Here is an 11,744-nt window from a genome sequence, read left to right as displayed (position 1 = left end):
CAGCGCGTCGACGACAGCGCCCTGGTCGCCGGCGTCAACAACCGCGTCCAGCTCGCGGAGCTGGGCGCCGAACTCAACCGCCGGATCGTCGCCGCCCACCAGATGGCCGGGGTGACCGTCATCGACCCGGCGACCACCTGGATCGACGTCGACGTCACGATCGGCCGCGACACCGTCATCCACCCCGGCACGCAGCTACTGGGCCGCACCCAGCTCGGCGGCCACTGCGTCGTCGGCCCGGACACCACGCTCACCGACGTCACCGTCGGCGACGGCGCATCGGTGGTGCGCACCCACGCCACGTCGTCGGCCATCGGCGCCGGCGCCACGGTCGGTCCCTTCACCTACCTGCGGCCCGGAACGGTGTTGGGCGACGACGGCAAGCTCGGCGCGTTCGTCGAGACCAAGAACTCGACCATCGGCGCCGGCACGAAAGTTCCGCACCTGACCTACGTCGGCGACGCCGACATCGGCGAGCACAGCAACATCGGAGCGTCCAGCGTGTTCGTCAACTACGACGGCACGTCCAAGGCCCGCACCACCATCGGCTCGCACGTGCGCACCGGGTCCGACACCATGTTCGTCGCCCCGGTGACGGTCGGCGACGGGGCGTACACCGGCGCCGGGACCGTGGTGCGCGAGGACATCCCGCCGGGCGCGCTGGCGGTGTCCGCCGGACCGCAACGCAACATCGAGGGCTGGGTGCAGCGCAAACGGCCGGGCAGCGCGGCGGCGGAAGCGGCCGCGAAGGCGGCGAAGGCCGACCACGAGACATCCGGGCCCGAATAGACATCGTGACTTTGGTATCTGGTAACCCGGCCACATTTCCGTACCATTCGCTACGTACGATTGGCCATCCACTTCTGATCCGAACGGCGAGGGCAGCGCGTTGAGCCACGACTGGACCGACAACCGCAAAAACCTGATGCTCTTCTCCGGCCGTGCGCACCCGGAGTTGGCCGAGCAGGTGGCAAAAGAGCTCGACGTCCACGTCACCGCTCAGACGGCGCGGGAGTTCGCCAACGGCGAGATCTTCGTCCGGTTCCACGAGTCGGTCCGCGGGTGCGACGCGTTCGTCCTGCAGTCGGCCCCCGCGCCGGTGAACGACTGGCTGATGGAACAGCTGATCATGATCGACGCGCTCAAACGGGGCAGCGCCAAGCGGATCACCGCCGTCATGCCGTTCTACCCCTACGCCCGCCAGGACAAGAAGCATCGCGGCCGCGAACCGATCTCGGCGCGACTGGTCGCCGACCTGCTCAAGACGGCCGGTGCCGACCGGATCGTGACCGTGGACCTGCACACCGACCAGATCCAGGGCTTCTTCGACGGGCCGGTCGACCACATGCGCGGGCAGAACCTGCTCACCGGCTACATCCGGGACAACTACCCGGACGGAAACATGGTGGTCGTCTCCCCCGACTCCGGCCGCGTGCGCATCGCCGAGAAGTGGGCCGACGCGCTGGGCGGCGTCCCGCTCGCCTTCATCCACAAGACCCGGGATCCGCGGGTGCCCAACCAGGTGGTGTCCAACCGCGTCGTCGGCGAGGTGCAGGGCAGGACCTGCGTGCTGATCGACGACATGATCGATACCGGCGGCACCATTGCCGGCGCTGTGCAGCTGCTTCGCGACGACGGCGCCGCCGACGTCATCATCGCCGCCACCCACGGCGTGCTGTCCGACCCGGCCGCCGAGCGGCTCGCGGCGTCGGGCGCCCGCGAGGTGATCGTCACCAACACGCTGCCGATCGGCGAGGAGAAGCGCTTCCCCCAGCTCACCGTCCTGTCCATCGCGCCGCTGTTGGCCAGCACCATTCGCGCCGTCTTCGAAAACGGCTCCGTCACGGGGCTATTCGACGGGGACGCCTAGATGGCCGATACCGTCATCTACCACAACCCGAAGTGCAGCACGTCCCGCAAGACGCTGGACTTGTTGCGCGACAGCGGGTTTGAGCCGACGGTCGTCGAATACCTGAAGAACCCCCCGTCCCGCGACGAACTGATCAACATGATCAACGACGCCGGGATCGACGTGCGCACCGCGGTGCGCAAGCGGGAAGCGCTGTACGCCGAACTGGGTCTGGCCGACGCCACCGACGAGCAGCTGCTCGACGCGATGGCCGAACACCCGATCCTGATCGAGCGGCCGTTCGTCGTCACACCGAAGGGCACCCGGCTGGCTCGGCCGGTCGACACGGTCCGCGAGATTCTGTGAGACGTGCCTGCGCGGCCGCCGCAATTGCGGTGACGCTGCCCGCGGTGGCGTGCGGCCCGAAAACGCCCGACTATCAATCGATCTGGTCCACGACGCCGACAACTACGACGACCACGACACGGGTCGCCAAGCCCGTGCCGCTGTCGCAATATCTGCAGAACATCGGTGTGACCGGCGAGCAGGTCGCGCCGGGCAACCTGCCCGACCTGACGGTGTCGATACCGACACCCCCGGGCTGGTCGGTCGCGAACAATCCGCACATCTCCCCGAAGACGCTGATGATCTCCAAGGGCGGCAAGTATCCGACCGCCAGACTCGTGGTGTTCGTACTGCACGGCGACTTCGACGCCGCACAAGTGATCCAGCACGGCAACGACGACGCCCAATTGTTCCAAGACTTCAAGCAGCTGGACGCCTCGACGACGCCCTACAACGGCTTCCCTTCGTCGATGATTCAGGGCAGCTACGACTTGGATGGCACCCGGCTACACAGCTTCAACCGGATCGTCATCGCCACCGGTTCCCCGCCCGCCAAGCAGCGATACCTGGTTCAGCTGACCATCACCGGCCTGGCCAACGAGGCGGTCGCGCAGTCGACCGACATCGAGGCGATCATGCGAGGATTCGTCGTCGCGGCGAAGTGATTGGCCAGTGCGCGCCACTTCCGTCACATGAATCACTGCGTGTAGGACTGCGCGTTTTGCCCGCCTCCGAGCGACAACTGGACTAGCTGGACTCGCGAAGTGATCCCGAGTTTGGCGTAGACGTGGGTGAGATGGGTTTGAACCGTACGCGGTGAGATGAACAGGCGGGCCCCGATGTCCTTGTTGCCCAAGCCTTCCCGGACCAGACGCACCACGTCCTGCTCCGTCGGGGTCAGCGATCCCCACCCGCTGGCCGGGCGCTTACGCTCGCCGCGCCCGCGCTGTGCGTAGGCGATCGCCTCATCGGTGGACATGTCGGCGCCTTCGGCCCAATTGGTGTCGAAGTCGCTGTTCGGCAGCGCTTCTCGCGCCTTCGCCAGCACGGCCTGGTAGCCGGATTCGTACATCGGGCGGCGAACCTCACCGGTCCGCCGCCGCATGCCATCCGCCGCGCCCAGCACGCGAGCCGCGTGCGCGTGTTTGCCGGCGTCTACCGCCAGGCACGCCAGGCATTCCAGCGTGTCGGGCACCCGAAGGTATCCCTGGACGCGGGCGGCGACCGCCAGGGCGTCGTGCGCGTCACGCTCCGCTTCGTCCGGTTCGCCCTGTGCCAGCGCGATGTAGGCGCGCGCCGTCAGCGCCACCACCTGCTGGTAGCCCGGCACGATGGTGACGTTCTCGTCGGCCCATCGGCGGGCGACGTCCAGGTGGCCGCAGGCAAGTGCGGCCTCGGCGATCGGGTTGACGCTTCTGGTGAACACCTCCCGCGAGGGACTGGTGCGCTGCCATGCCGTCTCACAAAACCGCAGCGCCTCGTCCGCATCGTCGTCGGTCAGCACGGCGTCGGCGAGGATCGCGTACACCGTGTCTTCGGACGACCCGCCCATCGCCTCGGCGGCCACCAGGGCGGACTCGGCGGCGGATCGCGCGGCGGCGGCGCGACCCAGGCGACTGAGCACAACGCTGTGGACCGTGTGGCCATAGGTTTTCATTACTACCTCGCCCGCCGCCTCCGCCTCCTGCGCCAAAGTCCTCCCCACCTCCTTGGCCTCGGCGAGATGCCCCTGCATCATCAGCGCGATACCGAGCCAGGTTCGACAATTGCGAGAGAAGAACTTGTCACCCAGCGTGTCGGCGAGAGCACGCCCCCTTTCGGCGGCCGCGCGCGCCTCGACTGGTCGCCCTGCGAAGGCACCCACCGTCGCCTGGTGGCTGTGGATCTGGCAAAGGCTCCACAAATCACCGGCGGCGCCGGCGAGGTCGATCGCCTCCGCGAAGTAGGGCTGCGCCACCTCCGAGCTGTAAACGGTGCTCATTCCGCAACCGATCAGCGCCCGGGTGACCAGCGTCGGATCGTCGAGCTGTCGTGCTATTCCAAGCGCGTCCTCAGCGGGCCCCAACTCCGTGGGGATTCCGATCCACGCCGCGAGGACCTGTCGCTCGACCACGGCACCCGCTCGCACTGCCGGAGCGATCCCGGAATGACTTGCCTCGTTGAGAATCGAGTCCAGTCCGGCTATGCCCTCCAGGGTGCGCCCGCCTCGCAGCCACAGCGGTCGGAGTAATGAGATAAGCCTCAGCCCGGTCTCCAGGTCGGAATTCTCGCGGCACCAGGTGAAGGCGGCCCGCAGATTGTCGACTTCCGTTTCTCCCCAATGCAACAGCAGCTCATCGCGGGAATGGCCCTCTGACGCCAGTTCCGCGGCCTTCGCGGTGTAGTAGTCGCGGTGGCGGGTCCGCACCTCGTCAGACTCACCGGACTCACCGAGTTTTTCCTGCGCATATTGACGAACCGTCTCCAACAACCGGTAGCGCATCCCGGCTCCGGTCTCCTCGGCGACCACCAGAGATTTGTCGACCAACAGGCTCAACTGGTCCAACAATTGGTAGCTCTCGACTTCGCTGCCGGCACCGACGGCTTGGGCGGCGTGCAGGTCGAAGTCGCCCGCAAATGCGGCCAAGCGGCGGAACAAAATTCGTTCGGGTTCGGTGAGCAGCGCATGCGACCAATCCACCGAGGCCCGCAGCGTCTGCTGGCGGCGCACCGCGGTGCGGGCGCCCCCGGTGAGGAGCCGGAACCGGTCATGCAGGCTGTCGAGGATCTGCTGTAACGACAGCGCCCGAACCCGTGCGGCGGCAAGCTCGATCGCCAACGGCATGCCATCCAACCGCCGGCAGATTTCTTCGACCGGCGCCCGATTATCCTCTCCCACAATGAAGTCGGGTCGCGAGCGCCGGGCGCGGTCGGCGAACAACTCGATCGCTTCGTCAGCCAAGCTCAAGGACGGTACCCGCCAACCGAATTCGCCCGGCACGCCGAGCGGTTCGCGGCTGGTGGCCAGGATGGTCAGCTGCGGGCACGCCTTGAGCAATTCCTCGGTCAGCGACACGCACGCGTCGATCAGGTGCTCGCAGTTATCCAGTAACAGCAACACGTTCCGCCGACCGAAGAACCGCACCAATAGTTCCGTGGTAGAACGCCCCTGCTGATCGGGAAGCCCGAGCGCACGCGCGACGGCGACCGGCACCACGGCGGGAATCGTGATCGGCGCGAGGTCGACGTACCACTGCCCGTCGGGGAAGCGGTCGCTGAGATCGGAAGCGATCTCGATGGCAAGCCGCGTCTTGCCCACGCCGCCCGCCCCGGTCAGGCTCACCATGCGGTTGTCCGCGACGATGTGTCGCAACTGCTCGATTTCTTGTTCGCGCCCAATGAAACTCGTCAATTGGGTCGGAAGATTATGCGCGGCAACCGCATTGCCCACTCGCAGCGGCGGAAATTCGTTGGCCAGGTCGGGATGGCACAGCTGCACGACGCGCTCGGGGCGCGGCAGATCGCGCAGCGGGTAGCTACCCAGGTCGGCGAGCCACACGCCGTCGGGCAGCCGGTCCACCACCATCGCTTCGGTCGCGCCGGACAACACCGTCTGGCCACCGTGCGCGAGATCGCGTAGCCGGGCCGTGCGGTTGATGGTGGGGCCCGCGTAGTTGGCGTCGTCGCGCAACTGGATCTCGCCGGTGTGTATCCCGATCCGCAGCCGAATGGGCGCCAGCGGGGCGCACTGCACGGCAAGCGCGCACGCCACCGCGTCGGACGCGCGGGCGAAGGCGGCCACGAAGCTGTCCCCCTCGCCCTGCTCGAGTGGGCGAACACCGTCGTGCGCGTCGACGGCGTCGTTGACGGTCTTGTTCAGCCGGGTCAGCGCGGCGGTCATTTCCTCAGCCCGGGTTTCCCAGAGCCGGGTCGAGCCCTCGACATCGGCCAGCAGCAACGTCACCGTGCCTGTCGGCAGCAACTCGCTCACGCCCAACTCGTTCCAGTTCAGCGACGGCATCTCCGCGTGTTGGCTCATGGTAGCCAGCTTCGCGGGCTCCCAGCACGCAAACATCGGCCACAGCGCGTAGATCTTCCCCGAAAGCGCCGCCGAAACCTACGCGGTCGACCGCGCACATTTACGCGCTGCGGCGGATGGTCTTTGTCGCCCGCCCCCCGATAGTCGACTCAACGCCGAGTGAGGAGACCGCTATGACCACCGTCCAAACCAGTGAGTGCCCGAGCGTGTTCGACGCTGGGGTGCCTTTCTTCTCCTATGACCACCTCACCGATCCCGACGAGGCGCACCACGCCATTGCCGCCGCCCGCGAACAGTCCCCGATCGCCATGGGGCCGCGGGGGCCGGAGGTGCTGAGCTACGAACTGGTCCACCAGGTACTGCGGGACCCCCGCTTCATCACGGCCCACGGCCTCGGGCTCGACCTGCAAGGCGTCACCTCCGGCCCGTTGTGGGACAGGGCGACCGCCAACATCCTCGGACTCGACGGTGCCCAGCACCACCGGCTGCGCCGGCTGGTATCCAAGGCGTTCGCGCCGCGTGGTGCCGAGCGGCTGCGTTCGCTGATCGTCGAGGTGATCAACGGATTGGTCGATCCGCTGACCGAGGCCGGGCATTGCGACGTGGTGTCCGACATCTCCCGCCGCTACCCCACCCCGATCATCTGCGCCCTGCTCGGCGCGCCGCCCGAGGACTGGCAGCTGTTCTCCGACTGGACCGACGACATCAAGAAGCTCTTCGACTGGAACGTCGCCGAGGACGCCCCGGCGATCCTGGCCGCCTGGGACCAGCTCGACGCCTACCTCGAAGGCCTGATCGCCCGTCGGCGCGCATCACTGACCGACGACCTCGTCTCCGACCTCATTCGCGCCGAGGAGGACGGCGACCGGCTCACCCATGACGAGTTGCTCATGTTGTGCGCCACGCTGCTGGGAGCCGGCACCGACACCACGCGCAACCAGCTCGCGGCGGCGGTGCAAGCGCTCTGCGCGCACCCCGACCAATGGGCGTTGCTCGCCCGGCGTCCAGAGCTGGCGGCCAACGCGGTCCACGAGCTGATGCGTTACTGGCCAATCATTTTCGGCACCATCCGGCGGGCCGCCGAAGATGTCGACCTGGCCGGGGTTCGCGTTCCCGCGGGCACGCTCGTGCTGGCCAACACCGCCGCGGCCAACCGTGACCCCAGTGTCTACGACCGCCCGGACCGCCTCGACATCACCCGCGAGGGCGCCGCGCCCATGCTCACCTTCGGCGGTGGCGTGCACTACTGCCTCGGCGCCCACCTGGCGCGCTTGGAGCTGACCGAGGCGCTTCGCGTCATCACCCAGCGCATGCCCAATCCCCGCGCGGCCGGCCCCGCGCAGTGGAGGGCCATCATCGGCATCACCGGGCCCACCACGGTGCCGCTGGACTTCGACACCGGGCACTGAGGGAGTCCTATTAGGCTCGTCAGCCATGACCAACTGGACCGCCGCAGACCTGCCGTCGTTCGCCGGGCGCAGCGTGATCGTCACCGGGGCCAACAGCGGACTGGGCGCGGTGACCGCCCGCGAGCTGGCGCGGCGAGGCGCGACGCTCGTCATGGCCGTCCGCGACGTTCGCAAGGGCGAGAAGGCCGCGCTGCAGATCAGGGGCTCACATACCGGCCCGGTCGAGGTGCGCCCACTCGACTTGCAGAATCTGTCGTCGGTGCGGGAGTTCGCCGACGGGGTGGACAAGGTCGACGTGCTGATCAACAACGCCGGCATCATGGCCGCCCCGTACGCCCGGACCATCGACGGGTTCGAGAGCCAGATCGGCACCAACCACCTCGGTCACTTCGCGCTGACCAACCTGCTGCTGCCCAAGCTCACCGACCGGGTGGTCACGGTGTCGTCGATGGCGCACTGGGCGGGACGGATCAGCCTCGACGACCTGAACTGGGAGCGGCGGCGATACTCACCCTGGCTGGCCTACAGCCAGTCCAAGCTCGCCAACCTGCTGTTCACCAGCGAGCTGCAGCGACGCCTGGATGCGGCCGGTTCCACGCTGCGCGCGCTGGCCGCCCATCCCGGCTACTCGCACACCAACCTGCAGGGCGCATCCGGCCGGAAGCTCGGCGACGCGCTGATGTCGGCCGTCACCCGCGTGGTGGCCACCGACGCCGACTTCGGCGCCCGGCAAACGCTCTACGCCGCCTCGCAGGACCTGCCGGGCGACACGTTCGTCGGGCCGCGGTTCGGCCAGACCGGCCGCACCCAATCGGTCGGACGTAGCCGCCGGGCGCAGGACCCGGCGATGGCGGCGGCGCTGTGGGAGCTGTCCGAGCAGCTCACCGGCACCAAATTTCCGCTCTGAGGTGCGGATGCGCTAACCTGACCGGGCGTCACGGCGAGGGTGGCTGGCCAGCCAGCACCGTTATCGACGGAGACCGACGAACTGTCGCGACCCCGGCCGTGCCCCGACACTCAGGCATTGAGCACACAGGAGCGACACGATGGCCAAGTCCGCAGGCAACCAACTCACCGCCACGGTGCGAACCGAGATCGGCAAGGGCGCGTCCCGCCGAGCCCGCCGCGAGGGCAAGATTCCCGCCGTCCTCTACGGCCACGGCAGCGACCCGCAGCACCTCGAGCTGCCCGGTCACGACTTCGCCGCCGTGCTGCGCCACGCGGGCACCAATGCGGTGCTGACCCTGGACATCGACGGCAAGGAACAGTTGGCGCTGACCAAGGCGCTCGACATCCACCCGATCCGCCGCACCATCCAACACGCCGACCTGCTGGTCGTGCGCCGCGGGGAGAAGGTCGTGGTCGAGGTCCGGGTCGTCATCGAGGGCGACGCCGTTCCCGGCACCCTGGTCACTCAGGACACCAACACCATCGAGATCGAGGCCGACGCGCTCTCGATCCCCGAGCAGCTGACGGTGTCCGTCGAGGACGCCGAGCCGGGCACCCAGTTCACCGCCGGGCAGATCGCACTGCCGAAGGGCGTCAACCTGATCTCCGACCCGGAGATGCTGGTGGTGAACGTGGTGACCGCGCCGACCGCCGAGGACCTCGAGGAAGAGGGCGCGGGCGAGGTCGCCGAGGCCGAAGCAGCCCCCGCGGAAGAGGAAGCCGGCGAGGCCACAGATTCCGGGGCCCCCGCGGACGAGTCCGAGTAGGCGGACCGCAACGTGGCCGAGCCGTTGCTGGTGGTCGGCCTGGGCAATCCCGGAGACAACTACGCCCGCACCCGGCACAACCTCGGGTTCATGGTCGCCGACCTGCTCGCCGAACGGCTGGGCTCGAAGTTCAAGGTGCACAAGCGTTCCGGCGCCGAGGTGGTCAGCGGCCGGCTGGCGGGGCGCTCGGTGTTGGTGGCCAAGCCGCGCTGCTACATGAACGAGTCCGGCCGCCAGGTCGGGCCGTTGGCGAAGTTCTACTCGGTGACCCCGGCCGACATCATCGTCGTCCACGACGACCTCGACCTCGACTTCGGCCGCATCCGGCTCAAGATCGGCGGCGGCGAGGGCGGCCATAACGGGCTGCGCTCGGTCGCGTCCGCGCTGGGCACCAAGGAGTTTCAGCGGGTCCGCATCGGGATCGGCCGGCCGCCGGGGCGCAAAGACCCGGCGGCTTTCGTGTTGGAGAACTTCACCGCCGCCGAGCGCGGCGAGGTCCCGACCATTTGCGAGCAGGCCGCGGACGCCACCGAGTTGCTCATCCAGGTGGGACTGGAGCCGGCGCAGAACCAGGTCCACGCCTGGTAACCGCCGCGGCTTAGGTGACCAGGGTGGCGGAGTGGGACCGGCGCAGCTTGCCCGACGGTGTCTTCGGGATGGTGCCCGGCCCGAGCACCACGACGTTGCGGGGCCGCATGTCGACCTCGGCCACCACTTCGCGGGCGACCTGGTGCTCGATGCGGCGCACCTCGGCGGGGTCCTGCCAGGCGTTGGACTCGACGGCGACCGCGAACGTTTCGCGTGAGTGGCCGGCGTCCAGGCGCACCGCGACGGCGCAGCCGGGCCGCACCCCCTCGACGCGGCAGGCGGCCCGCTCGATGTCGGTGGGGTAGATGTTGCGGCCCGCCATGATGATGACGTCCTTGACGCGGCCGCACACCACGACGTGCCCGTCCTCGGTCAGGTAGCCGAGGTCACCGGTGTCATACCAGCCGTTCTCGTCCTGCGCCGGGATGAAACCGCCCATGGTCAGGTAGCCGGGCGTCAGCGACTCCCCGCGCAGCTCGATGACGCCGACGCCGCGCGGCGGCATCACGTCGCCGTTCTCGTCGATGATGCGCGCCTCGAGGTCTTGCAGGAGCGGGCCCAGGGTCGCCAGCCTGCGGGTGTTGCCCTTGGTGGCGGGCACGGCGCGGCGCAGGGCGGCCAGCAGGTCGGCGTCGACCTCGTCGACGACCAGACCGGCGTTGCACTCCGAAAACGACACAGCCAGCGTCGTCTCGGCCATGCCGTAGGCCGGCAGGATCGCCGACGGCCGCAGGCCGAACGGCTTGCCGGCGTCGAGCAGGTCCTCCACGTCGGCGGGTTCCACGGGCTCGGCACCCGAGAGCGCGAAACGCAGGGTGGACAGGTCGAAATCGCCGGGCTTGGCGTTCCGCCGCAACCGCTTGGCCAGCAGGGCGTAGGCGAAGTTGGGCGCCGCGGTCATGGTGCCCTTGTACTTGTCGATCAGCTTGGCCCACAGCAACGTGTCACGCAGGAAGTCCATCGGCGTGACCTTGACCAGCTCCGCGCCGAAGTACATCGGGATGGTCAGGAAGCCAACCATGCCCATGTCGTGGAAGCAGGGCAGCCAGCTCACCATGACATCCCTGTCGACGTCGTACTCGGCGCCGATGAACATCGCCTCGGCGTTGGAGTAGATGTTGCGATGGGTGATCTGGACGGCTTTGGGAGAACCGGTGGAGCCACTCGTCAACTGCATCAGCGCGAGGTCGTCCTCGCCGACCTCGACGGGGTCGATCGGCTCCGACGCCAGCAGGTCGGCGACGGTGAGGACCTTGATCCCCTTCTCCTCCAGCACGGGGATGGCGACCAGGAACGGCTCGGAGACGATGACGGCCTTGGCCTCGATCATGCCGATGACGTTCATGGTGTCTTCGGCCCACACGGCCAGGTCGGTGCGCGGCGTGGGCTGGTGCAGCATCGTCAGGCTGGCCCCGCGCATCCAGAGGCCCTGCGCCGTCGGGGCGATCTCCACCGGGAAGCCGGCCAGGACACCGACCGCGTCGCCCAGGCCGATCCCGGCGGCGGCCAGGCCGCCCGCGATGCGACTGGCGCGCTCGTGGACCTCGCCCCAGGTGTGCCGGACCGGCTCGTGCGGTTCACCGGTGACCATGCCCGTCGTCGCGTTACGGGCATTGCGGTACATCTTCTCGGTAAACCTGCTCACGCAAACCTCCTCGGTTCCGGCGCCTGGCCCAACGCCCGGGATTTCATATTCCGCCCACTGGGTAACGCTTCGGAACAGGCGCGCAAACACAGTCGGGCGGCGGTTAGGTCTCGAATCGGCGATGAGTCGGCTACCTGCCATTCGGCCGGCCGATGAGCGCGAAGCGGGCCCGAGA

Annotated in this window: 10 protein-coding genes; 8 read left to right on the top strand and 2 right to left on the bottom strand. The window is 68.3% G+C overall.

Annotated features, from left to right (window positions below):
• The 4 genes from A5709_RS04435 to A5709_RS04420 form a co-directional block, all read left to right on the top strand.
• A partial coding sequence (locus tag A5709_RS04435; protein WP_304442535.1) for a DapH/DapD/GlmU-related protein occupies nucleotides 1-789 on the top strand: 789 nt, incomplete at its 5' end.
• Nucleotides 790-889: 100 nt separating this feature from the next.
• The gene (locus tag A5709_RS04430; RefSeq protein WP_066957338.1) at nucleotides 890-1,870 is read left to right on the top strand and encodes a ribose-phosphate diphosphokinase; all 981 of its coding nucleotides are present in this window, start codon (nucleotides 890-892) and stop codon (nucleotides 1,868-1,870) included.
• Nucleotides 1,871-2,215, top strand: coding sequence for an arsenate reductase (glutaredoxin) (gene arsC / locus A5709_RS04425; RefSeq protein WP_067944183.1), 345 nt, complete (start codon nucleotides 1,871-1,873; stop codon nucleotides 2,213-2,215). It abuts the gene before it with no gap.
• Complete coding sequence (locus tag A5709_RS04420; RefSeq protein ID WP_067944181.1) at nucleotides 2,212-2,859, top strand: LpqN/LpqT family lipoprotein; 648 nt, start codon at nucleotides 2,212-2,214, stop codon at nucleotides 2,857-2,859. The genes arsC and A5709_RS04420 overlap by 4 nt, the downstream gene beginning before the upstream one ends.
• A gap of 32 nt (nucleotides 2,860-2,891) precedes the next feature.
• On the opposite strand, the gene A5709_RS04415 is transcribed toward A5709_RS04420, so the two are convergent.
• Nucleotides 2,892-6,212: a LuxR C-terminal-related transcriptional regulator gene (locus tag A5709_RS04415; RefSeq protein ID WP_068118252.1), complete on the bottom strand. Its 3,321-nt coding sequence runs from the start codon at nucleotides 6,210-6,212 to the stop codon at nucleotides 2,892-2,894.
• A 173-nt stretch (nucleotides 6,213-6,385) separates the two neighbouring features.
• On the opposite strand from A5709_RS04415, the gene A5709_RS04410 reads away from it, so the two are divergent.
• From A5709_RS04410 to pth, 4 genes are all read left to right on the top strand, one after another.
• Nucleotides 6,386-7,621, top strand: coding sequence for a cytochrome P450 (locus A5709_RS04410; protein ID WP_068118239.1), 1,236 nt, complete (start codon nucleotides 6,386-6,388; stop codon nucleotides 7,619-7,621).
• A gap of 25 nt (nucleotides 7,622-7,646) precedes the next feature.
• A complete protein-coding gene (locus tag A5709_RS04405) occupies nucleotides 7,647-8,528 on the top strand; it encodes an oxidoreductase (RefSeq protein WP_068118237.1) in 882 nt (293 codons plus the stop codon).
• Between the two features lie 139 nt (nucleotides 8,529-8,667).
• The gene (locus tag A5709_RS04400; protein WP_068118235.1) at nucleotides 8,668-9,336 is read left to right on the top strand and encodes a 50S ribosomal protein L25/general stress protein Ctc; all 669 of its coding nucleotides are present in this window, start codon (nucleotides 8,668-8,670) and stop codon (nucleotides 9,334-9,336) included.
• 12 nt (nucleotides 9,337-9,348) lie between these two features.
• On the top strand, nucleotides 9,349-9,924 hold the full coding sequence (pth, locus tag A5709_RS04395; protein WP_067944172.1) for an aminoacyl-tRNA hydrolase: 576 nt from the start codon (nucleotides 9,349-9,351) through the stop codon (nucleotides 9,922-9,924).
• Nucleotides 9,925-9,934: 10 nt separating this feature from the next.
• Here the strand turns inward: pth and A5709_RS04390 are convergent, their stop codons facing one another.
• Nucleotides 9,935-11,569: a fatty acyl-AMP ligase gene (locus A5709_RS04390; protein WP_068009196.1), complete on the bottom strand. Its 1,635-nt coding sequence runs from the start codon at nucleotides 11,567-11,569 to the stop codon at nucleotides 9,935-9,937.
• Between the last annotated feature and the right edge of the window lie 175 nt (nucleotides 11,570-11,744).

Origin of the sequence: Mycobacterium sp. E1386 (genome assembly GCF_001672745.1) — a bacterium.
Taxonomy (GTDB): Bacteria; Actinomycetota; Actinomycetes; order Mycobacteriales; family Mycobacteriaceae; genus Mycobacterium.
This window is presented reverse-complemented; position numbering and strand designations above follow the sequence as displayed.

Bases quoted from the DNA above. Each gene is read 5' to 3' on its own strand.
- A5709_RS04410 (WP_068118239.1), top strand. From the start codon at position 6,386: ATGACCACCGTCCAAACCAGTGAGTGCCCGAGCGTGTTCGACGCTGGG.
- A5709_RS04405 (WP_068118237.1), top strand. From the start codon at position 7,647: ATGACCAACTGGACCGCCGCAGACCTGCCGTCGTTCGCCGGGCGCAGC.
- A5709_RS04415 (WP_068118252.1), bottom strand. From the start codon at position 6,212: ATGAGCCAACACGCGGAGATGCCGTCGCTGAACTGGAACGAGTTGGGC.
- A5709_RS04400 (WP_068118235.1), top strand. From the start codon at position 8,668: ATGGCCAAGTCCGCAGGCAACCAACTCACCGCCACGGTGCGAACCGAG.
- arsC (WP_067944183.1), top strand. From the start codon at position 1,871: ATGGCCGATACCGTCATCTACCACAACCCGAAGTGCAGCACGTCCCGC.